We start from the raw sequence: 21,537 nt of genomic DNA, 5'->3' as shown, positions 1-21,537 counted from the left end.
AACCGAGCGGGAGCAAGCTCCCTCGCCACAGTGATCGGGTGATGGCTTCAAATATCCGGTGTCCAGGTCACCCCGAACATCCACGCCCGGCCTTCCTCGCGATACCCATACTGACTGCCGTCATGGCTGTACAACGCCCGGCTGTAGCCCTTGTCCAGCAAATTATCGACCTTCAATTGTAGCTTGATCTCGCGATTCAGCGCCCAACTGCTGCGCAACCCCAACAACGCATACCCGCCTAACGGCTGCTGGTTGTTCTGGTCGTCATAACTGCTGCTCACCGCTTGCCAACTGGCCCCGAGGCCGAGCCGGTCGAACTGCCGATCCAGATCCAGGCTCAAAGTCCGCCGTGCACGGCGGGCGAGGGTGTGGCCGCTGTCGCGATCTCGTGGGTCGATGATTGATATGCCGAGGTTGCTCTGCCAGCCGAACAGCTCTTGTTTCAAAGCCGCTTCAAAACCGTTAATGCGCGCCGAAGCGACGTTCGCCGGGCGGTTGTTGCTGCCGAAAATAATCGCGTCTTCCAGATCAGTGCGGTACAGCGAAGCTTCCAGGCGACTGTTCTGCGTCAGCTGACTGCGCCATTGCAGTTCATAACTTTTCGAGGTTTCGGGTTTCAGGTTCGGGTTGCTGAAATCCGGGTAGTACAGGTCATTGAAGGTCGGCGCGCGGAAGCCTTCGCTGTAGGTCAGCAGCACATCGTTGTCCGGGTTCAGCGGCAGGGTAAACGTGCCGCTCCAGCTGTTCTGGCTGCCGAACTGCTGGTTCTGGTCGCGACGCAGGCCCAGTTCTGTAGAGAAACTGTCGGCCTGATAGCGATGCTGGATAAACGCTGCACGGTTCCAGCGGCTATCTTCATCGAACGTTGTGCTGCTGTTGATTCGGTCTTCGTACCAGTCGCCGCCGAGGATCAGGCTGTTGCGCTCATCCAGGGTCAGGTCGTTCTGCCAGTTCACAGAATCGCGGTAAGTGTTGAACACGCTGCGCTCGTCGCTGAGCTTGTCGAGCGTCTTCTCACGGTTTTCGCTGTGGCCGAACTCGACGCGGGTTTTCCACCGGTCATTGATCCGCGCGTCGACGTAACTGCTGACGCTGCTCACAGAGAACTCGCTGTAGGGCTGCTGCTGGACCGATTCGAAGGTGTTCATATCGAAGCGACCGAACGGGTTGTCGAACGCACTTTTGCCCTGGTTATCCAGCAGATTGGCGCCGATTTCGATGTCGTCGGTGAGCGCGTGGCTCAGGCTTAAGCTGACCGACTTATTGCGGTATTCATCGTGATCGCCATCACTGGGATATGACTCATGGGTGCGATTGATGCCTGCCGTTTCATCAAGGCTGGCGCCGAGGTTGAAGCGGGTCTGCGCGTCGCCGCCGGACAATCCGAGGCTGCGCTCCCAGGTCTGGTTGCTGCCAGCCCCAACGTGCATGCGTGGTTGCAGGCCTTGTTCGTCGCCACGGCGGGTGAAGATCTGGATCACCCCGCCAATCGCATCGCTGCCGTAAATCACCGAGCGGGAGCCGCGCAGTACTTCCACGCGCTCGACCTGTTCGATGTTGATGTGTTGCAGGTTGCTGTCGCCGGAGGTCGAGTTGCCGATGCGCTGGCCGTCGACCAGCACCAGGCTTTGCGCCGACTTGGTACCACGAATGTAGATCCCCGGCAGACTGCCGCGCCCACCGGTTTGCCCGACTTGTACGCCTGGTACGCGGCGCAGCAGGTCAGTGACACTGCTCGGTTGCAGACGGTCGATGTCGTCGCGGGTGAACACCGTGTTGGCGGCGCTGCTGTCGTTGCGCGCTTCGACCTGACGGTTGGCGCTGATCAGCACGTCGGGCAGTTTCAGGGCCTGGTCGCGTTCGAAGGTGTCGGCCCAGAGTTGGCCGGCCGGCAGGAGGGTCAGCGTCAGGGCAAAAGGGGAGAGTTTCATGAACAGTCCGTTGGCGCTTTAAAGCGAATACATTCTGAAGGTTGCATAAAACCCAATGTGGGAGCGGGCTTGCCCGCGATGACGGTGTGTCAGTCAATGAATAAGTTGACTGTCACTCCGCTATCGCGGGCAAGCCCGCTCCCACAGGGTTTTGCGTATATCTGATGTTTAGATATTCAGCAGTTGCAGGCGCTGACGTACCGCTTCTTCGATCCCTGCCTCATCCAGCCCACACTCAGCCAGCATTTGCGCAGGCTTGGCGTGCTCCACATAGGTATCCGGCAAGCCCAGGTGCAGCACCGACTTGAGGATGTTTTCGCGGGCGAGGAACTCGCTGACCGCGCCACCGGCACCGCCCATGATTGCGTTCTCTTCGACGGTCACCAGCAACTCGTGGCTGCCGGCGATTTCGCGAACCAGTGCTTCGTCGAGCGGTTTGACGAAACGCATGTCGACCACGGTCGCATCCAGCTTCTCGGCGACTTTCAGTGCCTCGGCCAGTTGCACGCCAAACACCAGCAGGGCGACTTTGCTGCCCTGACGGCGGACGACACCCTTGCCGATTTCAATCGGTTCGAGGTCTTTCGCGATCGGCGCATTCGGGCCGGTGCCGCGCGGATAACGCACCGCCGCCGGGCCGTTGTACAGATGGCCGGTGCTGAGCATTTTGCGCAGTTCGTTTTCGTCGCTCGGGGTCATCACCAGCATGCCGGGGATGCAACGCAGGAACGACAGGTCGAAGCTGCCCGCGTGCGTCGGGCCGTCTTCACCCACCAGGCCTGCGCGGTCGATGGCGAACAAAACGTCGAGGTTTTGCACCGCCACATCATGCACAAGCTGGTCGTAAGCGCGCTGCAGGAACGTCGAATAGATCGCCACCACCGGTTTGGCGCCTTCGCAAGCCATGCCGGCGGCGAGGGTCACGGCGTGTTGCTCGGCAATCGCCACGTCGAAATAACGCTCCGGGAAGCGCTCGCTGAAAGCCACCAGATCGGAGCCTTCCTTCATCGCCGGGGTAATCCCGACCAGACGCGGATCAACCGCGGCCATGTCGCACAGCCATTCACCGAACACACCGGAATACTTCGGCCCGCCGGCTTTCTTCGGCGCGGCGGCCGGAGCATCCACAGGTTCGAGTTTGGTGATGGCGTGGTAACCGATCGGGTCGACTTCTGCCGGAGCGAAGCCTTTGCCTTTCTTGGTGACCACGTGCAGGAATTGCGGGCCTTTCAGATCGCGCATGTTGCGCAGGGTAGCGATCAGGGTCGGCAGGTCGTGGCCATCGATCGGGCCGATATAGTTCCAGCCCAGCTCTTCGAACAGCGTGCCGGGAACCAGCATGCCTTTGGCGTATTCTTCGGTGCGACGGGCGATTTCCCAGGCGCCGGGCAGGCGCGAGAGGACCTTTTTGCTGCCTTCTCGCATGCTCGCGTAAGTGCGGCTGGAAAGGATTTTCGCCAGATAGTTCGACAGCCCGCCGACGTTGCGCGAGATCGACATGTCGTTGTCGTTGAGGATCACCAGCATGTTGGCGTCTACTTCCGGCGCATGGTTCAGCGCCTCGAAAGCCATGCCGGCAGTCAGTGCGCCGTCGCCGATCACCGCGATCGCCTTGCGATCACTGTGTTGCAGGCGGGCGGCAATCGCCATGCCCAGCGCTGCGCTGATCGAGGTGCTGGAGTGGCCGACGCCAAAGGTGTCGTACTCGCTCTCGGAACGACGCGGGAAGGCGGCAATGCCGTCCTTCTGGCGCAGGGTGCTCATGCGCTCGCGACGGCCGGTGAGGATTTTGTGCGGGTAGGCCTGATGACCCACGTCCCACACCAGCCGGTCATCCGGGGTGTCGAAGACGTAATGCAACGCGATGGTCAGCTCGATGACGCCCAGGCCGGCACCGAAATGCCCACCGGTCTGACCGACCGTGTAGAGCAATTCCAGGCGCAACTCATCAGCCAGGGTTTCCAGCTCGGCTTCGCCTAACCGGCGCAGGCCGTCCGGCGTGTTGGCACGGTCGAGCAGGGGCGTGGTCGGGCGCTTGCGGGGAATCTCATGAAACGTCGTGGGCATCAGGCGAATCGTTATAGGTATAAAAGATGCGGCAGTTTACCTGATGCATCGCCCCCTGCCCACGCGTTGGTTTTTTTTGGCGGATACGCCGTCAGCTGCGGCGATCGACGATGTACCGGGCCAGATCGCGCAATGGCTCGGCCGCCGCGTCAAACGGTCGCAGCGCGTGCAGGGCCTGGTCGCGCAGTTCCAGGGCATAGGCCTTGGCCGCGTCAAGACCGAGCAGAGCCGGGTAGGTCGGCTTGTCCCGGGCAATGTCGGCGCCCTGGCGTTTTCCGAGGGTTTCGGTGTCACTTTCGACGTCGAGAATGTCGTCCTGGACCTGAAATGCCAGGCCAATGGCCTGTGCATAAGTCTGCAGGGACTTCAGTTCGTCCTTCGCGGCATGACCACTGGCCAGGGCGCCGAGCTTGACGCTGACTTCGATCAACGCGCCGGTCTTGTGCCGATGCATGTATTCAAGGGCTTTTTGATCGAGCTTCAGGCCCACCGAACCGAGATCGATGGCTTGCCCGCCGACCATGCCCGCCGGGCCCGCCGCCAACGCCAGGGCGCTGACCATCTGTAGACGGGTTTCGGCGTCACAACTGCTCAGGCGCGGGTCGAGGAGGGCGCTGAAGGCCAGGCTCTGCAAACCGTCACCGGCGAGGATTGCACAGGCTTCATCGAATTTTTTATGCGTAGTCGGCTGGCCGCGACGCAGATCGTCGTCGTCCATGGCCGGTAAATCGTCGTGCACCAGCGAATAAGCGTGGATCAGCTCCACCGCGCAGGCCGCGCCGTTGGCTTGCTCGGCCTTGCCGCCCAGCGCCTCACACGCGGCGTAGGCCAGCAACGGGCGTACGCGCTTGCCGCCATTCATCACGCTGTAGCGCATGGCTTCGTAGAGGCGGGCAAGTTCAGGACCCGGTGCGTTGAACAGGGTTTCCAGTGCAGCATTGACGCGCGCCTGGCTGGTCGCCGAATACGCCGCAATCATTCTGGCTGATCCGCGTCGAAGGGTTCCTCGGCCAGCTCACCATCACGCTCGAGCAGCACCTGGACCTTCTGCTCGGCCTGAGCCAGCGCCGCCTGGCAATCACGGGTCAGACCGATGCCCTGCTCGAAAGCGGTCAGCGAGTCTTCCAGCGACAATTCGCCGTTCTCCAGACGCTCTACCAGCGTTTGCAGGTCAGCGAGGGATTGTTCGAAATCCAGTGCAGCTTTTTTGCGGGCCATGGCGGCTATTTCCGGTTGACGTTAAACCGGCGCGACACTAGCAGAGAGAGGGAGTTGGGGCAAATAGGCGGTCATTGTGACGGTGCTGCTGACACAATTGCCGGCTCCGATAGTTATCGCTCGACCTGTTGCCAGGAGCGGATAAAAAATCTTGCCAGTGATGAGAGATCGACGAGCATCGTGATCGCCGCAGACGTTGCAATAGACGAGGCATTTTTTGCGCGCTGGCGTAAACTTTGCTTACAAAGTTCCAAGGGCTGTCTCGTACGCGAGTGTTGGCGCGATGGCCTGTCGATCACCTGTCTGCGCTTTGCCAGGCATCAGGAAGGCCATGATGGCGGCGGTTTCATTAAGGGAATGAGATGTTTGAGATAGATCGCAGCAGCAAGACGTTGTTGGTGGACCAGATCCGAAGCGCAATTATTACCCGCATTGAATCTTTTCAATGGGTTCAAGGCAGCAGGTTGCCATCGGTCAGGGCGCTGTCCAAACAACTGGGCGTCAGTAACTTTACGGTGAGCAGCGCTTATGAGGACCTCGTGGCGCAGCACATTATCGAGTCCCGACCCGGGGCCGGTTACTTTATTCTCGCGACCAATCCAGCGGGAACCCTCAAGGACCTGGACGAGTTGATCCCGCCGTCCAGCCTGCACGCGGGGTTTCTGTACCGCGCGCTGGACCCTTCCCAGTACGATATCCCCGTCAGTTCAGGTTACTTTCCTCCGTCCTGGCTGGCTGAAGCGGTGCCTGTTTCCGTGACCGGACGGTTGATTCGTAACACGCTGTCTTGCAGCGTCCCGGCGCCAGCAGCGGGGAGCCAGGCGTTGCGCTCGGTGATTGCGCGCAAGTTGCGAGAGGTTCACATCAATGCCTCCAGCAGCCAGATTGTGGTGACGGTGGGCGCTACCCATGCGTTCTCGCTGATTCGTAATGTCATGCTCAAGCCTGGTGATTACCTGCTGGTCGAGGACCCAAGCTACTTGTTGCTGCAATTGAAGCTGATCAAGGGGCGGGATTTCAACATCATCACGGTGCCACGTATGGGGGATGGTCCGGACCTGGAGGCCATGGAGGCCATGCTGATCAAGTACCGGCCAAAACTGTTTCTGACCCAGACCCTGATCCACAACCCCACTGGCGGCAATACCTCCCCGGCCAAGGGGTTCAAGATTCTTTCGCTGGCCGAGAAATATGATTTTCACATTGTTGAAGACGATATTTTCGGCTCGTTGTCTGCCAAGCAAACACTTCGATTGGCCAGCCTGGATGGTTTGAATCGCACGTTTTACATCAGCGGTTTCAGCAAGGTGCTAAGTCCTGCCCTGCGCCTTGGGTATGTGGCGGCACCACCGGCCTTTGTCGAGCGTCTGGTGGAGCAGAAGATGTATAACTTGTTGTGCGGCTCATCGCTGGACGAAACCATCGTGACTTACACCCTGGAGTCCGGGCGCTACCAACACCATTTGGATGCCCTGCGTCAGCGGGTGATGCAGGAGCGTGTCAGGGCGCGGGAGTGGCTGGGCAAGGTCGGCGTGGTGTTTGACGAACCCGGCGTGGATGGCTTGTTCCTGTGGGGACGTTTCCCCGCGCACGTGGATATTCGTCGTCTGATTGAGCAGGCTCATGACGCCCGCATCTTTCTGGCTCCAGGGTCGTTGTTCAGCAACACCCGGGACTACGATCAGTACATCCGCCTGAACGTCAGCCACTGCAATGACATCCAGTTCAAGCGTTTCATCGAGTCTCAGACCCGCAGCGAAACAGCTCGCCGGGTCACTGAACCCGGCGCTTGAGGCCATGCCCAGGTTAGCCTGATGCTAGTCAATCTCGCTGCCCGGCGGCGCTTCATGGGAGAAGGGAGGGCGGTGCATCGACTTCAGGTTTTGCTGCCAGCTTTTGAAGTATTCCACCAAGGTGGCCACTTCACCCAGGTCTGCATAGGAGTAGATGACGCCATTGAGGATCTGGACTTCGTCATTATCGTGCAGGGCCTTGATGAGCGAATCCTCGACGATTTCCGAGCCGTTGACGGCCAGGCTGATGTCATCGATCCAGTACAGCGGTTTACCGTCCTGGCTCGACCACATCTGGGCGTCGGCGTAAAAAGACTTCAGCGTTAATCCATTGGTTTTCATAGACATATCGTTATTCCCAGTTCGACGGCAAGCATCGCCCGCCGTCTGCTGCTTGCTTCAATGTGCCGCTCTTTTTCAGACAGGTTCTGGGGGTTATGCCTTTTTCTCGGCCCTGAAACGCAAGCGTGTGTAGTCCACCGTCCAGCCGTCGGAGTTCAGCAGGTCATTGGCCAGCTCCTCCGTTACTTCCTCCAGAAAACCCGCACGGGCTTCAACTGGCAGCACTGTCAGATATGGGCTGCCAAAAGTTTGTATCCATTGGGCAATGGGGTAATCCAGCACCACCGGTCGCTCAAACCAACTGATGAAACTGACGTGAAACCCGGCGTTCTCCAGCACCTGTTGGTATTCACCGGCCGTGGGCAGGTACCAGGGGTCAATGTCCTGTGCATCGACGGATCTACGCTCGAGGGCGCCGTGAATCGCCCGACGGATCAGTAAGGCATTCTCGGCGCCGGCGAATTCACCGACAAAACGCCCACCGGGTTTGAGTGCCATAAAGGTCCCATGGGCGACTTGATCGGCACGTCGCATCCAGTGCATGGCAGCGTTGCTGAACACCGCGTCGAACTCCTGGTGAAAGATCAGCTCCTCGGCATTACCCAGCCTTACATCCAGGCCGCGCAAACGTGCGGCTTTCACCAGTTCCGGGCTGTAGTCGAAACCCACCACGTCAGCGCCTTGCCGAGCCAATTGCTCGCTCAGGTAGCCGTCGCCACAACCGATATCCAAGACCCGTTCGCCAGCCTTGAGGGCCAACAGTTCCACCGCGCCATTGGCCAGATGAGCGACGAAACGGGCGTTGTTTTCATACTGCGAGGCGTCCCATTGTTGCAGTTCAGAGGTGGGGCGAAAAAAGCTCGAAGAGGTCATGGGCGGTTTTCCGTCTGGGTATGGAGATGTTGTAACTGCTGGGCCGACAGCCCCTCGATCAGGGTTCTGTTGAGCATGGTGTGGTTGGTATCGCTGGGGCCGGTATCGGAATCAGGATGGAAAATCACGATGCGCAAGGCCTGTTCGGCGCTCTGAAAACTGTGCAATACGCCAGGCGGGATGACGAACACCGTGCCCTCCTCAAACGGCAGAACACCCTGTTCGGTTTCGCACTGGCCATTACCCGACAAGATCAGGCCTGCACGGAGCGAGGGATGGGTATGAGGTGTCTGGGAAACATGGGCGGGCAGGTGCAAAAAGTTCAGGCAGGGATCCCCGTCGATGGGCGGTGGGAGCAACAGGCTATTGGTGCAGCCGTCGAGATAAAGCAGGCGTCCCCGATCTTCCACCGGGCCACCCAGCAATGTCGTGCCGCGGTAGCCACCCTGGCTGACGATCAGCGCCCGGCCTTCTCCCTGTACATGTGTGCGGCCGGGGAAACTGCCAAAGAACCCCGCACCCAATTCGAAGCGGTGATGGTCGACGGAGACCTCCAGGCGACCGCTATACACAATGAAAAAGTGAGTGGCGGATTCCGCCAGCCACTGTTCCCCGGCTGTCCACAGGGTGATGTTGGCTTGATGCCGGGCATCGCTGAACGACAGCGTGAGGGGTGAATCCAGAGGGGCTACCAGCATGACGTTGGGGTCGATCAAGGTCATTTCGGACATGGGGATACCTGCAGGAGCACGTTGGGTGGAGCGCGCTGGTTAGCCAGCGCGCGGTCCTGTTCAGATGCGCTTGGACAGCCAGACCAGCACGATGACGATGGCGCAGACGGCCGGGGTCAGCCAGTTCCACGACTCGCCCATCAGGATGATCGAAAAGGCAAAAGTGAAGAACGGTTGCAGCAACTGCAGCTGGCTGATGCGCTGGATGCCACCCAGGGCCAACGCGCGGTTCCAGGAGAAGAAACCCAGCAATGAGTTGATCAGAGCCAGGAACAACAGGGCGGCGACGCCTTGTCCAGGCAAGTTGGCGATGGTCTGGCTATCAAAGAGCCAGAGGCTGACCGGAAGCAGCACCGGCAGGCTGATGACCAGAGTCCAGCACATGACCTGCCAACCCGGCAGTTCCTTGGACAGTGCACCGCCTTGGGCATAGCCAAAACCGGCCAGCAGTACAGCGCCCAGCAGCGCCAGGTCGCCGATGTAGATGTCTGAAACGTCCGACTTGATGACGGTGTAGGCCATCACCACCAAGAAGCCCAGGCTTGAGACCGCCCAGAACATTTTGGATGGGCGAGTGCCTGTGATGAGGGTGCCGAAGATCGCTGTGGACAGCGGTAGTGCGGCGAGCACCACGCCGCCATGGCTGACCGGCACGTACTGCATGCCCAGCGCGGTGAGGATCGGAAAGCCGTAAACAATCCCGGTGGAGGTCAGCAACATTCGCTTGATTTGCGAGCGATTGGGAAACTTTGCCCGACCGATAAGCAAAAAGGGAATTGCCGCAAACGCAGCCAACACCGACCGAAAGAACCCGACTTGCAGGGCACTCAGGTCGCCAGCGAGCATTTTTGCCGCCGGCAAGGTCATGGCAAAGGCCGCGACCGAAATGAGGCCCAGGAAATAGGCTTGCAGGTCTTGATTCTTTGTTTCTTGAAAACTGGCTACGTTGGTTTGCGTCATGGGACGTTTCCTTCTGGCTTCGTCGGTCGTACGTCCACCCGGCGGGGTGGACGTACACTCCGATCAGATCTGTTTGTTGTTGAGGTTGGGTTTGTCCAACGGGCTGGTGCTCAGGAAAAACACCAGGGAGGAGCGTGTGCCGCTCTCCACTTTGCGTACGCCGTGGGGAATCTCGCAGCGATTGATCAGCACATCGGCGTAGCCGGTCTTGAATTGCGACTCGCGGCCTTCATGCTCGATGAAAAACTCGCCGCCTTCGTATTGTTTGCCGAACTGGATCACCACGGAGTAGCGATATTCCAGGTTGCTGTAGGTATCGATGTGCTTGCCGATGAAGTTGCCGGCTTCCAGCAGATTGGACTGGCAGCGACGGATAAAACACTCGGCTTCCATGATGCCGTTGAAGAACTCGCGACTTTTTCCCGAAGAGAGGATCTCCACCACGCGTTTTCCGTAAGGGTCGTTGCGATACACGGGTAACTGGCCTTTTTGATCCTCCATGAAGCGCCCCACCGCGAGAAAGTTTTCTTCGCCCACATCGCCGATTTCGATAATGGTTTTCGGGATGACCTGGCACGCCGCTTCCATGTACTCCAGCTCTTCCTGAGAAAACAGCTGTGAGGCTTTGAGGGAGGCGTAGGCGTTGTTCTGCAGTTCGTGGTTCGCAGCTTGAATCGTCTCTTGCATTGCTCAGACTCCTTGAGAGGTGGACGTTGGGTACAGGCTGTTTGGGGTATCGAGAGAAGCAGGTTCCCGAGGGGTAAACGGCTCGACCACCCCTCGGCACAAATGGTCGCGAATCAGGTACAGCCCGGCCATGAACCCCCAGACTTCGAGGAACGGCCCATAAGGGGAGGGCTGTAGTTCGACGCTGGCGCGATAATTGGCGATATGCCGGTAATGCACGTTGGGGCGGCGGTGGTGTGCGTCGTGGTTGGGCAAGTCTTGCGGGTACACATACAAGCGCACCGGCAGATCGTAGAGCACGCATTTCAATACCCAGGCGGTATGTGCGATGACCCCGCGCTCTGGCGGTGTACGGCCCTGGAAACGACCCCAAGTCAGTCGGCCATAGTGGCTTTTCTCGGTGCTCCGGGCGTCCCGGTGATAGAACCACAGGTGCTCGGTAAACAATTGCAGCCACATGGAGTGCTCAAACAACACGGCGCGCGGGATCACATACATCAAGCCGAAGGCTTGCAACCCGCCTGTCGCCCACAGTAGCGCCAGCAATACCCCCCAGAAGCAGGCGCGAAACAGCGCTTCACGACGGTCAAGACGAACGAAGCTGTCGAGCAACGTCCCACGCCATTGGCGCATCAGGTAAACAGGGCGAAAGGGCGTGCTGCAGACTCGCCACCAGTAGACCGGTTCCGGCATCCCCGGGTAGAACCCTTGCTCACGGATGAAGCGCTGGTCGGGATCGGTGTCGGAACACAACACATGGATATTGTGGTGTTCGCGTACATGGCTCTGGTTATAGGTGTCCCAATCCTGGTACAGCAGCGGTGTGGTCAGAAAGAGCCTGGCATAACGCTGCGCGCGAGCCTTGTCCTTGAGCACCGCACCGTGGGTCAGGTAGTGGAAAGTGGCTTGCATGCTGCGCAACCGGTTAACCATCAGGACCCAGCCCATCAGCACCAGCACCACTGCCGTACCCGTGGCGAAAGCACCCTCCAGAACGGCTTGGCCAAGCATCACCAGGGCAATCATCACTAACCAGGTGAACAGCAAATGAGCCACCAGAAAACGCTCGCCGCTCTCATTCATTGCGCTCTTCAGCGCCTCGGGCGCAAGTACCTGTCCCTTGCCCGTCAGCCAGGTCCAGAAACCCTGGAAGGGCAAATGGGCATAGCTGGCGCGGACATCGCCCTGTGGCCCGTACTGACAGTAGTGAGTGCATGGACGTGCACTTTCACGGGCATTCATCAGTAAACCCTGGTCAGGTAAAGGACAGGAATGGTGCTGTACAACCAATAGAAGGGTTGCATGCGGTTGTGATCCGCGCCGATGACAATGGGGTTGGTCCACTGCTGGGCAAACACCTTGCCGATGGCCGCATACTCCGCACCCTGGGCATACAGGATCTGCATCAGCTCTTCATTGCTGCGCTGCTGGTGCCAGGCCTGATAGAGCGGCAGTCGTGCACTGAAGATGGAGGCATAGTCGAGATCGTCCTCGACGATGCAGCCGTTGTCCTGGTGTGCCAGGCGCTGTTGTGCCTCTGTCGTCAGTGCATGCCAGCAGTCTTCGCCACCGGCAGCTTCGGCGATCATGATCGACTCGGCGTCAGGGCCGAGAACGTCGAGGATCTTCTGCTGGCTGATGCGCAGTTTGTGAGCGAAGCCTTCGCGTGTTTCCTTGAGGCGGTTCAGGGTGCTGGCGTCAAACCCTTCAAAATCCCCGGCCGCGACGGCGATCCGTGCATCGATGCCGTGCTTTTGCAGCACTGCTTGCAGGTCAGGCAGGGTCTTGACCACACGCCCGGCCACCAGCCCGATGCCTTCGCCCAGATGCTCGAAGGTATAACGCAGGCGGCCATTCTTGTTTTCGTAGCCGTAATCAGGACACACCGGGGAGACCAAGGTAATGGTTTCACCGGCCAGCCCCTTGGCCAGGGCCTGGGCAAAACGCGCTACGAAGTGGGGGGCTGATTGGGCAAATGACAAGCGCTCAAAAGCCTGCTCAAGATCCACCACCAATTCGTCCGGCAGTTCTCGCATGGCGGGGTATCGCACCTTCAGGGCCGGGGTCGTGGCGGTGTTGTCGTTGATGGCACACAGCAGCAAATTCAATAGCGAAGGACGGCTTTGGTTGATGTACGGCTTGTCCAGAATCAAGGTTTTCTTGCCCTGAGTGGAACGGACCTGCCATTGAAAGCCGGGGAATTTGGACTGTATGAAACGATAAAACGGCATGTAACGAGGAAGCCCCGTCTGGTTATCGTCCGAGTGTTGGAACCGGGCATAAACATCGGACAACTTTGACACTTCACTTTCAATGCAAAGTGCCTGTACCAAGTCAGCCGGTGGCTGTTGGGAAAGTGAAATAGGTGACAGCACGCGCTTGCTGATCAACTTGTGGGTAAGTTTGTTTCTGACATAGTAGTGGGCGAGAGATTGGCTCATGGGATCACCGGTATGAAAGTTCCTGATCAGCAGGCATCAGTTCAATAAGATTAATATTGACGTGGGAGGGCTGATGCAGGGCCCAGAGGATCGAGTCGGCAACATCCATCGGCTCAAGCGGCGTCAGGGTGCTGTATACCCGGTCGGCTCTGGCTTGATCGCCGGCAAACTGAACCAAGGCGAATTCTGAGCGGGTTTTACCAGGTGCGATGTTGGTCAACCGGACCCGGGCACCCACCAGTTCAGTACGCAGGCATTGTCCGAAGTGGTCGACAAAGGCCTTGGATGCCGCATAGACATGGCCGCCGGCGTAGTGATAATGAGCGCCGATCGAGGTCAGGTTGATAATGTGCCCGCGCCCGCTTTCTATCAGCTTGGGTAATACCGCCCGAGTGACATTGATCAAACCGTGAACATTGGTCTCCAGCATGGTGGATATTTGAGCATCCGAGACTTCCAGTAACGTCCCTTGTCCCTGCAGTAAGCCGGCGCTATTGATGAGTTTGCTGATAGCGGCAAATGCATCCGGAAGTTGTTTCAACTGTGTGTTGAGTGAGTCGATATCACGAACATCACAACTCAGGGGATAAAAACGTTCACCCAATTCGTCGCCCAATGCATTGAGGCGCTCGGTTCTGCGCCCGATTCCAACTACTTTGCTTCCCTGTTCTATCAACTTCCTGGCACAGGCCAGACCAATACCTGACGTCACTCCGGTGACAACCACTGTTTCATCAGTGTTCAATTGAAGCTCCTTTTTTATTGCATTTTTATCGGTAATTGACGAACTGAGGCGTGGGTGCCTGATGAAGACCTGCAGATTAGGGCGCTTGGCGAGGGATGTACCGGTACGGCGACGAACATGGGCAACGAACTGTATCGTTGCGCGACCATGACAGTTGGAGGCCTGTTTGTTTCGATAGCGCGCAGGCGTGCGTGCGCACACAGATCGATGCCTGATGAGAGGGTTCGCTAGGGGGAGGAACGAGGAGCGCTTTAGCAGGCCTGGCTTGGGTAATAAAAGCCGTTATCCGATAACGGTGACATGGGCATAGGCAAATAAATAGGATCAGATTATTTACAAAAAATCGGACTCAATCTGTCACGTCATCGGGATAACGGATCTGGTACCGAGTGCTACGCCCACCACCGGGCAGGCGTTTCAGGCAGCCCTTTTCCAACAGATCGGTCAGATGACGGGTTGCGGTGGCTTTGGAAACCTTTGCCACTGCCTGGTATTGAGCGGCGCTGATGCCATTATCGAAACCTCGCTCCCCGCCATCGAGCAAGCGATTCAGTACTTTGGTCTGCTCGGCCGACAGTTCAGATTCCCGATGCGCCTGCCAGAAACGCGCCTTGCCCAGTACCGACTCGATCCGCGTCATGGCTTGCTGCAAACTGCGCAATAAGGTTTGCAGGAACCACTCCAGCCACTCGGTGATATCCAGTGTGGCTTTCTGGCTGGTTTCCAGCACTCGGTAATAGCCTGAACGATCATCCAGAATACTCGCCGACATAGCGTAGAAACGGATGGCCTGAGCCTCACCCTGAGCCAGGGCCAAATCAGTGATCGTTCGCGTCAGGCGACCGTTGCCATCGTCGAAAGGATGCAACGTCACGAACCAGAAATGCGCGACGCCGGCCCGCAGCAAAGGGTCGAGGCCGACCTGATTTTGGCTGGCTTCAAACCAGGTCAGGAAGGTTTCGAGTTGTCGTTCAAGACCAAGGCGAGGTGGCGCTTGGAAGTGAACGGTCGGCCTGTCGAGCCGCCCCGAAACCACTTGCATGGGCTCGTCGCCGCGCAGGGCGCCGACACGGATCGACCGGGAGGAAAGATCAGTGTCTTGCTCAGGAAACAGCCATTTGTGCCAATCCAGCAATCGCACCAATGTCAGTGGTTCAGCGAAATGCCGGGTCGCGTCGAGCATTAATTGCGCAAGGCCCTCACTGCGCTGACTCACCTTATCGCCATTGACCAGGTCCAACCCTAACCGTCGCGCCAGAGAAGAGCGTACGGAGCCAACATTCAGTTGTTCACCCTCAATAGCGGACGAGGTCACGATGTTCTGCAACAACGCATCCAGTTCGTTTTGCGCGCTCAACGAACTGCCGACCGAACTGGCCATCCCCATCAACCGCCCCTGCGCCTGAACGCAGTCGCGCAACAGTAGCGTCAAGCGCTCGGCTTGCCATTGGAAATTCGGCCAATCAGGCTGCTGCCAGATCCAGTGAGGTGCCATGAAGTCGGTGCTCTTGGAATGAGTGAGCCGATTAAAAATGCTATTCGGCTCATATAGTGAGCCGAATATGACGCCTATTCGGCTCATCGTCCAGTTGTCGGAGAGCGTGTCGCCTCACGTGCGGCTGCGACTGGATCGCAACATGTGGGTTGGCTGCAGGTCAATGCGGTCAAAGTGTATTCAGGATTTATTTTCAGGCATTAAAAAGCCGGCTTGTGGTTAGCTTTTAACTGATCTATGTTTTTGAAAAACAATGATTTAGGTGTTTTGGAAAGCGCTCTGATCCCCCATTTGTTCCCCCACTTTTTTGTGGTTTTTGCACGGCATTTGACCGGCTTTTTTCGTGGTTCCGCCTACGGTTTTTTCGTGAGGCTGAACCCGAATAGTGACATCCAACCCGCGGGGCCATCAGTCGTTGCTGTACCCGGCAAGTCGACTCTCAAAGTATTGCGCGGTCTCCTGATCGGTACAGTATAGGTAGCAGCCCTTCATCCCACGAGTCATCAATGTTCGATACGTGTTTTTGATGATCAGGTCTGTCTCTTGCTGCGCCAGAGCAGGTTGCTCCTTCATCAACTTCTTCCAGCCACGAATCGATTTGTCGTGCTTATCTCGCTCATGCGGCGACGTCATCACCTGCCCATCACGCACGACTAGATCCGGTCCGATGATCACTCCAATATAATCAACTTCCAGCCCTTGGCAGGTGTGGATACAACCGACCTGTTCAATGGAATTTTCAGCGATGATCCACAAGCTGCCATCCTGATCCAGATTCCATTGGCGTGCGTAGTCATTGCCGATAACGATGTCAGCGGCCTCGGAGTCTTTCTTGCTGAGCCAAGACCAGCAGTAACCCGCGACAACGCGAGCCTTGTTTCCGTGGTTTTTCTGCTCGATAGCCGCATGCATCGCCTGAGGGGAGTCGAACACCTTGAACTCATACTCGCTGGTATCGAGCAGCGGGTTGGCTGTCGCGTGAATCCCCAATACGTCATCCAACCACGCCAGGTAGCCATCAGAACCACTGCAACGGAACTGGGAAGATAGTATGTATTCCTCCACGGTTGCGCCTTTGGCTTTGGCAAAGGCGCGGATAGCCTGCTTGTTACCAATGTCGTTCAAGGTCACGCGCTGGTCTTCGTCGATGAAGAAAATCGAGCATTTTGCTGATTCGATCAGCTCATTGATCTGGTTTTCACCCAGGTTTCCGTAAAGCCCGCTTTTCTCATTGAGCCTGTGGGCTTCGTCAACGATGAGTGCGTCATACGTATTGGGCTCGGTATCGATGAAGGCTCCCGAACCGGAAAAAAAGTTGGAGAAATGGCTACGTTTGACGGTGCCAACCAACTTGCTCTCGTACACCTTGCGTGGCGCAGCATTTTTTGAGACGTACTTGCTCAACAGCTTCAAGGCGGTGAGCCTCACCAGCAAGTTGATCGCTAATACTGTTTTTCCGGTACCCGGACCGCCTTCGATGATCAGCACCTTCGGCGCTTCAATAGAGGCCTCACTTGCCGCAGCGAGCGCCGACTCGAAGATTGATTTTTGATCATCAATCAATACGAACTCAGGCTTGCCTTTCATTAGCCCGCTCAGCGCCTCCGCCAGTGCTTTGGACGGGCGAATCTTCCCGTTGGCGAGTTCGTAAAGAACCTCCTTGTTGTCGCCATGAATGATGTGTTTCTTGAGGAAACTTCGCAGCTTTGCAAGCTCTTCGGGGCCCTTGAGGAACAAGGGGGCTTTGCTGGTATAGGCTTCGTAGTGAGCAGAGTCGATGACGCCATCACTGACATAGTTATGGAGGTAGGCACAGGGGCGTACTTCGATGCTTTTGTCGTAGACGGCTTCGTTGAAGCCCTCCAGCAGCGCGGCGTACGACCAGACCTGGTAGGACGGATGAATGGTTTCGACAAGACCTCCACCCAGCGCCGTTTTGACAATCGCATCCTTGGTGGTTGCGCTGGCCTTGCTCCATTGCTTCAGTTCGATCAATACCGCATTTTTAGTCTGATTCTCATCGCGGCCTGTCAGCAAAAAGTCGATTCGTTTCGATGACTGAGGGATGTGCAGCTCAATCGCCAGGCCGGCACTGTTGGGCAGGCCGTCGTCTCGAAGCACTTTGGCCATATAAGTCAGTGAACCCTGCCAGGATCTAATCTCCGAAGCTCCTACCTTCTTGCCGGTGGCTTCTTTGAAGTGCCTGAGGATCACATCTTCAATATCGTCGTTATCGCTGTCTTTGAGGAATTGCTGTTTGGTCGCAGCGTAAACGATCACGAGTGGTCCTTAGAGCCCAATGGGTCAGAGTTGGTCGTACTTTTTGCTGGTGCTTTTAGCTTTGTCGACAGGGTATTTCTGCCCGTTCAGGGCGAGCTTGCTTGTCACAGCTTCGTTGAGGTCGACGCCCAGCACACTGGCCAAGCGGACCAAGTACATAAGCACGTCAGCCAGTTCGTCCTTCACAGCTTGGGCGGTTTCGGGACGCTTTGCTGCACCCGTTGAATCGGCCTCGCTCATCCATTGGAAAATTTCGCAGAGTTCACCTACCTCGCCTGTGAGAGCCAAGAGGAGGTTCTTGGGTGAGTGAAACTGCTTCCAATCGCGATCATCTGCAAAGCGGTGAAGCGACGAGGCAAGATTTTCCACGTCGACCAGTTGTTCGGGTGTGCCATCTGTTTTGCTCACAGACTCGCCTCTCGCTCGCCACCAGGAACGTGACCGAACAGCCACGTCAGAAATCTAGAGATGGATTGTAAGAGTTTTCCTTTTGTGCGGTAGGTTTTTCACTGATTTTCGCTCGACAGGTGGCTGCTCGTACCTAGGGCTCGACGTGCTGGGGGAAGATGGCTCTGCAGCTTGATAATTTCCTGTTGTATAGATTTTCTGGATTTTTTATATGTGCCAGGATCTATAAAAGTGTTTTCTGGCGTGGAGAGCATCCATAGATCTCGGAAACTTGTGCAATAAATATGTTCTGCCCGCCATAGCTTGGGTGTCTTACGCACAATACCGGTATGGAATTTGTAATTCGGCTTGCAGAAGCGGCAGCATCGTTTCCTATAGCTACAATGCGTGACGGATTCAGCAGGCGAATTAGCTCTTTTAGTAACTCCTCACCGATTTTTCTTTCTAGAGTATTGTGCTGTCGATTTGTAAACTGTTCGCCCGCTGCGTGCGGATGAAGAGGAAAAACATTCCAGAGGAATATTTGTGCATCTACTTGGTCTAACATGTTCCAAATAACTGCAGCTGTCCGTTCCGTGACAGCGTTCCCAATGGTAGGTCTTTCGGCGAATAGATTGAACCGTTTGGCATGGTTTTCAATGTGCGCGTCATCAGTCAATGCTAGACCTGTACGGCGGCCGCCGCGATAACCAAGATCCCGTCCGATCCATATGGCATCGATAGGGCGGCTTGTTGCGCTGTATATTATGTTGGATAGCGTTTGGGCACGAAGGCTGGGTGCTTCTATACTGTCATGTATTTCGCAGCGATCTGAATACGGGTTGAAGCAATTTTCTAGGTGCAATTTAACGATTGTTTCAACAAAAGGGTGTAGCTTCATATGTTCTACTCTAGTGGTTCATATCGTATGGTACGCAGTGAGCGATCACCAATGATCCAGCCTCCTTGAGCCGCTTTCACTTGGCGGAAGACGCTGTACCCTTCTAATATCGCCTTTTCCCAAAGTTTTAAAGGGCAACGTTCTACTTCGTAACCGCTTACAAATTCCCCAATGATTTTCAACATTCCAAGTGAGATTTTATCTTGGTTTTCAAAAAAGTTTAGTTCTTTGGCTCTTGAAAAGATCCAGGCAGTCAAACCTTCTTCAACAACGATTGCTCGTCCGCTATCTTGCTCCTCGTCGTACTCAGGGTTGCTTTTTCGCTTGTGTTTTATCAATGAGCGGACTACTGGCGACCAATGGAGAATGGCTGCGTATGCAAGATGAAATACATCATGAAAGCGGTATCCATCGTGGTCGGATATATTGTCTGTCAAAGGATCTCCGATGAAAACTCCATTCCATTGGAGATAGCTTCTGCTGCTTTCACGTTGATTAATACGGATTTTAAAGTCGCGCGGAAGTTGCTCGTCAAACGAAAAATTTGAATCGAAGTCGATTAAGTCAGCAGGGTTTGGATCTAGAAATGCTCCGCGAGCTTTGCGTAGGTTTGCCCTAGCAACCTCTGAAAATACTAGCTTGGCAGCGTGAAGGGCATCAAGATAGTCTTTTGCGAAATTTACAACATTTTCTCGCGAGGGCACACTTCCCAATAATGACGCCGCAGAACGACCGAGGCGTACCAGTGAAACATCTGCAGAATCTCTTGAAGCAATTGGCATTGCTACATACGCGAAAGCACCGTCAATAACATCACTTGCTACGCCCACGGTTTGAAAGTTTTCACACTTGACTGCGTCGGAAAATATATCGCTAAGTGGAAGTTCCAAGCGTTTACAAAGCGCTGCTAAATACCAAAGTGTATCTCCAAATTCTTCTTCTGCTGCTTTTTTAAAGCCGGGGTAGGCGGACTGCTCTCGAATGTGTTTTTTTGCAGTGGACATGATTCCACCGACTTCACCATATAGACCTTGTAGTATTGGGTTGACATCTTTTAGATCGAGCACGTCAGTAAGGGCAATTTCCGTGGCATATTCGGAAAGTAAGAGAGAACCTTCTTTTTGCATGAGGCGTCACTTCCTAAGTGAGATCCATTCAAAAGGCGCCCCTTGATACCCTGTTAAATCAAGGCTGCGCACCCATGTTTCCAAGCTTTCGAAAAGTTGTGGGTCATTGAAAGTAGTAGATCCAATCCCACTTTTGCACAAACGGCGTCCTCGTCGATCCACAAGGTGTTCGGGAAACTCCGGTCCTTCTCCGCCAAAATAGACGAAATCGCTGCTAATTAGTACGCGATTTGTACCAGTGTCCCGTTTAACATGTTCAGGTTTAAGTGCACCATCTTCTTTTGAGTGAAAAGAGTCTCGTTGATTCCAGTCCGATTCAGGGTTGCCTCGAAAGTAAATGTTATCGCCGCAACTCTGCTTTCTGCTCCCATTACGGAATGGCTTTTTATTTTCAAAGCGGAGGTCTGACGCGTATTCATCGAAAGAAAGCGCTTCAGTGATTTTCATGGCGTAAACCAGATGTCCGCCTCTTTTGACTTTTCTGTCGTTACTCCCACTACCAACAACCCAGTCACCAATGTGTGCACTTTTACGAATGGTTGGCTTGCAGGTAGCTAAAGTACAAAATCCATAGTAGGGATTGGGCGCAAATCCGCTATCATAACGTACAACATATGAGTGGATACGTGCCATCAGCAGGGGTGCCTATTAAGTTCAACTGGCTCGCAGTCACCACCGTCTGGTTTTTCCCACGTATCCTTTCCGTTAATGGCATCTATTATTGAATCGCCGTTCCAACCTACTAACGCATCGGCGTATTCTTTGAGCGCTGAGGGAAGATCGCACTCTTTTTCTCCGTGTTCCCACACGCCAATAACTCTTTTTCCTTGTTTGGCAGCATATTCAATTTCCCAGTTTACCCAGTCACTATCTTTTGTTTGTGGGGAAACATAACAAATAAATACACCTGCCCAATTTATTGCAGGGGCAAGTATTTGGGTTTTGATGTAATGCGGATCGGTCGCATTGTTGAATTTTCCGGTATGAATAGATGAGTCCCGGATGTCTAGACCTTTTGGAGCCAAAAGATCCTTCAGTTTCTGCAATCCATGATCGTCTTTGTGTACGTGACTGATGAATACGTTTTTTTGTTTGGCCATGCCTCTACTCCCTGATGCAGTGCGTCATTTTGCCAGCATAGACCGTTTTCAGATCAGTGAGTAGGTCCGACGTAGCATCAGGTAGCTATGTCGCTATTGTTCAATTCCCCGTCTCTACGGGATCAAGCCGACCCTGTGTGCTCGATAGGATCCGTTTCATGCTCATGTAGGCTCCAGCAGTAGCTGTGGTCACGTACTGATGCCTATTCCTCACGTCGTCCCGCCAAAAATGTTGAGTGTTATCAGGGATCAAGGCCCCTGCGACCTGTGAGGGTTGTCCACTAACGCGGGACTGACGACTCCTTACGACCGGGAGCTTGGGCATCTCATGATCTGACCTCCTGAACACTTCCGAAGACGTGGGCGGGTGGAGGCTGCGCTGGCTGACGAGACCAGCGCCGCGAGATCTGAGTTAGGTGAAGGTAGTGAAGCGATGACCGGGGCATGCCTGACTGTCAG

The 21,537-nt window shown here is 55.8% G+C and carries 20 protein-coding genes; 1 reads left to right on the top strand and 19 read right to left on the bottom strand.

Features of this window, described 5'->3' with window-relative positions; all coding sequences use genetic code 11:
• Positions 1-47: 47 nt before the first annotated feature.
• From AB3226_RS11180 to AB3226_RS11165, 4 genes are all read right to left on the bottom strand, one after another.
• Positions 48-1,931: a TonB-dependent receptor domain-containing protein gene (locus AB3226_RS11180; protein ID WP_367373120.1), complete on the bottom strand. Its 1,884-nt coding sequence runs from the start codon at positions 1,929-1,931 to the stop codon at positions 48-50.
• 168 nt (positions 1,932-2,099) lie between these two features.
• Positions 2,100-3,998, bottom strand: coding sequence for a 1-deoxy-D-xylulose-5-phosphate synthase (dxs, locus tag AB3226_RS11175; RefSeq protein WP_367373119.1), 1,899 nt, complete (start codon positions 3,996-3,998; stop codon positions 2,100-2,102).
• A 91-nt stretch (positions 3,999-4,089) separates the two neighbouring features.
• Positions 4,090-4,977, bottom strand: coding sequence for a (2E,6E)-farnesyl diphosphate synthase (gene ispA, locus AB3226_RS11170; protein ID WP_367373118.1), 888 nt, complete (start codon positions 4,975-4,977; stop codon positions 4,090-4,092).
• Positions 4,974-5,216 carry an exodeoxyribonuclease VII small subunit gene (locus AB3226_RS11165; protein ID WP_007894317.1) on the bottom strand — a complete coding sequence of 81 codons (243 nt, stop codon included), beginning with the start codon at positions 5,214-5,216 and terminating at the stop codon, positions 4,974-4,976. The genes ispA and AB3226_RS11165 overlap by 4 nt, the downstream gene beginning before the upstream one ends.
• A gap of 362 nt (positions 5,217-5,578) precedes the next feature.
• Between AB3226_RS11165 and AB3226_RS11160 the strand changes: the two genes are divergently transcribed.
• Entirely contained in the window at positions 5,579-7,009 is a 1,431-nt protein-coding gene (locus AB3226_RS11160; RefSeq protein WP_367373117.1) for a PLP-dependent aminotransferase family protein, read from the top strand.
• Positions 7,010-7,033: 24 nt separating this feature from the next.
• On the opposite strand, the gene AB3226_RS11155 is transcribed toward AB3226_RS11160, so the two are convergent.
• From AB3226_RS11155 to AB3226_RS11085, 15 genes are all read right to left on the bottom strand, one after another.
• The gene (locus tag AB3226_RS11155) at positions 7,034-7,357 is read right to left on the bottom strand and encodes a hypothetical protein (protein WP_367373116.1); all 324 of its coding nucleotides are present in this window, start codon (positions 7,355-7,357) and stop codon (positions 7,034-7,036) included.
• An 87-nt stretch (positions 7,358-7,444) separates the two neighbouring features.
• Positions 7,445-8,224, bottom strand: a complete 780-nt coding sequence (locus AB3226_RS11150) for a trans-aconitate 2-methyltransferase (RefSeq protein WP_367373115.1) — start codon at positions 8,222-8,224, stop codon at positions 7,445-7,447.
• Positions 8,221-8,955 carry a cupin domain-containing protein gene (locus AB3226_RS11145; protein WP_367373114.1) on the bottom strand — a complete coding sequence of 245 codons (735 nt, stop codon included), beginning with the start codon at positions 8,953-8,955 and terminating at the stop codon, positions 8,221-8,223. Before AB3226_RS11145 ends, AB3226_RS11150 begins: the two co-directional genes overlap by 4 nt.
• A 60-nt stretch (positions 8,956-9,015) precedes the next feature.
• Entirely contained in the window at positions 9,016-9,915 is a 900-nt protein-coding gene (locus AB3226_RS11140; RefSeq protein ID WP_123720550.1) for a DMT family transporter, read from the bottom strand.
• Between the two features lie 63 nt (positions 9,916-9,978).
• Positions 9,979-10,602 carry a 2OG-Fe(II) oxygenase gene (locus AB3226_RS11135; protein WP_223485655.1) on the bottom strand — a complete coding sequence of 208 codons (624 nt, stop codon included), beginning with the start codon at positions 10,600-10,602 and terminating at the stop codon, positions 9,979-9,981.
• A gap of 3 nt (positions 10,603-10,605) precedes the next feature.
• Positions 10,606-11,844, bottom strand: coding sequence for a hypothetical protein (locus tag AB3226_RS11130; RefSeq protein WP_367373113.1), 1,239 nt, complete (start codon positions 11,842-11,844; stop codon positions 10,606-10,608).
• Positions 11,844-12,833 (bottom strand): hypothetical protein, encoded by a 990-nt coding sequence (locus tag AB3226_RS11125; protein ID WP_367373112.1) that lies wholly within the window; start codon positions 12,831-12,833, stop codon positions 11,844-11,846. The genes AB3226_RS11130 and AB3226_RS11125 overlap by 1 nt, the downstream gene beginning before the upstream one ends.
• A 214-nt stretch (positions 12,834-13,047) precedes the next feature.
• Positions 13,048-13,788: an SDR family NAD(P)-dependent oxidoreductase gene (locus tag AB3226_RS11120; protein WP_367373111.1), complete on the bottom strand. Its 741-nt coding sequence runs from the start codon at positions 13,786-13,788 to the stop codon at positions 13,048-13,050.
• Between the two features lie 349 nt (positions 13,789-14,137).
• Positions 14,138-15,283: a Fic family protein gene (locus tag AB3226_RS11115; RefSeq protein WP_367373110.1), complete on the bottom strand. Its 1,146-nt coding sequence runs from the start codon at positions 15,281-15,283 to the stop codon at positions 14,138-14,140.
• A gap of 408 nt (positions 15,284-15,691) precedes the next feature.
• Positions 15,692-17,563: a DNA/RNA helicase domain-containing protein gene (locus AB3226_RS11110; RefSeq protein ID WP_367373109.1), complete on the bottom strand. Its 1,872-nt coding sequence runs from the start codon at positions 17,561-17,563 to the stop codon at positions 15,692-15,694.
• A 24-nt stretch (positions 17,564-17,587) separates the two neighbouring features.
• Positions 17,588-17,971, bottom strand: a complete 384-nt coding sequence (locus AB3226_RS11105) for a nucleotide pyrophosphohydrolase (protein ID WP_367373108.1) — start codon at positions 17,969-17,971, stop codon at positions 17,588-17,590.
• A 223-nt stretch (positions 17,972-18,194) separates the two neighbouring features.
• A complete protein-coding gene (locus tag AB3226_RS11100) occupies positions 18,195-18,851 on the bottom strand; it encodes a uracil-DNA glycosylase (protein WP_281114280.1) in 657 nt (218 codons plus the stop codon).
• 5 nt (positions 18,852-18,856) lie between these two features.
• Positions 18,857-19,978: a nucleoside triphosphate pyrophosphohydrolase family protein gene (locus AB3226_RS11095; protein ID WP_078468537.1), complete on the bottom strand. Its 1,122-nt coding sequence runs from the start codon at positions 19,976-19,978 to the stop codon at positions 18,857-18,859.
• A 6-nt stretch (positions 19,979-19,984) separates the two neighbouring features.
• On the bottom strand, positions 19,985-20,611 hold the full coding sequence (locus AB3226_RS11090; RefSeq protein ID WP_367373107.1) for a hypothetical protein: 627 nt from the start codon (positions 20,609-20,611) through the stop codon (positions 19,985-19,987).
• A complete protein-coding gene (locus AB3226_RS11085) occupies positions 20,611-21,078 on the bottom strand; it encodes a TIR domain-containing protein (protein ID WP_367373106.1) in 468 nt (155 codons plus the stop codon). Before AB3226_RS11085 ends, AB3226_RS11090 begins: the two co-directional genes overlap by 1 nt.
• Positions 21,079-21,537 lie beyond the last annotated feature (459 nt).

Origin of the sequence: Pseudomonas lini (genome assembly GCF_964063345.1) — a bacterium.
GTDB lineage: Bacteria > Pseudomonadota > Gammaproteobacteria > Pseudomonadales > Pseudomonadaceae > Aquipseudomonas > Aquipseudomonas lini_B.
Note: the sequence above shows the minus strand (reverse complement) of the source record. Positions and strands in the feature narration are given on the sequence as shown.

Bases quoted from the DNA above. Each gene is read 5' to 3' on its own strand.
- AB3226_RS11180 (WP_367373120.1), bottom strand. From the start codon at position 1,931: ATGAAACTCTCCCCTTTTGCCCTGACGCTGACCCTCCTGCCGGCCGGC.
- dxs (WP_367373119.1), bottom strand. From the start codon at position 3,998: ATGCCCACGACGTTTCATGAGATTCCCCGCAAGCGCCCGACCACGCCC.
- ispA (WP_367373118.1), bottom strand. From the start codon at position 4,977: ATGATTGCGGCGTATTCGGCGACCAGCCAGGCGCGCGTCAATGCTGCA.
- AB3226_RS11165 (WP_007894317.1), bottom strand. From the start codon at position 5,216: ATGGCCCGCAAAAAAGCTGCACTGGATTTCGAACAATCCCTCGCTGAC.
- AB3226_RS11160 (WP_367373117.1), top strand. From the start codon at position 5,579: ATGTTTGAGATAGATCGCAGCAGCAAGACGTTGTTGGTGGACCAGATC.
- AB3226_RS11155 (WP_367373116.1), bottom strand. From the start codon at position 7,357: ATGTCTATGAAAACCAATGGATTAACGCTGAAGTCTTTTTACGCCGAC.
- AB3226_RS11150 (WP_367373115.1), bottom strand. From the start codon at position 8,224: ATGACCTCTTCGAGCTTTTTTCGCCCCACCTCTGAACTGCAACAATGG.
- AB3226_RS11145 (WP_367373114.1), bottom strand. From the start codon at position 8,955: ATGTCCGAAATGACCTTGATCGACCCCAACGTCATGCTGGTAGCCCCT.
- AB3226_RS11140 (WP_123720550.1), bottom strand. From the start codon at position 9,915: ATGACGCAAACCAACGTAGCCAGTTTTCAAGAAACAAAGAATCAAGAC.
- AB3226_RS11135 (WP_223485655.1), bottom strand. From the start codon at position 10,602: ATGCAAGAGACGATTCAAGCTGCGAACCACGAACTGCAGAACAACGCC.
- AB3226_RS11130 (WP_367373113.1), bottom strand. From the start codon at position 11,844: ATGAATGCCCGTGAAAGTGCACGTCCATGCACTCACTACTGTCAGTAC.
- AB3226_RS11125 (WP_367373112.1), bottom strand. From the start codon at position 12,833: ATGCCGTTTTATCGTTTCATACAGTCCAAATTCCCCGGCTTTCAATGG.
- AB3226_RS11115 (WP_367373110.1), bottom strand. From the start codon at position 15,283: ATGGCACCTCACTGGATCTGGCAGCAGCCTGATTGGCCGAATTTCCAA.
- AB3226_RS11100 (WP_281114280.1), bottom strand. From the start codon at position 18,851: ATGAAGCTACACCCTTTTGTTGAAACAATCGTTAAATTGCACCTAGAA.
- AB3226_RS11095 (WP_078468537.1), bottom strand. From the start codon at position 19,978: ATGCAAAAAGAAGGTTCTCTCTTACTTTCCGAATATGCCACGGAAATT.
- AB3226_RS11090 (WP_367373107.1), bottom strand. From the start codon at position 20,611: ATGGCACGTATCCACTCATATGTTGTACGTTATGATAGCGGATTTGCG.
- AB3226_RS11085 (WP_367373106.1), bottom strand. From the start codon at position 21,078: ATGGCCAAACAAAAAAACGTATTCATCAGTCACGTACACAAAGACGAT.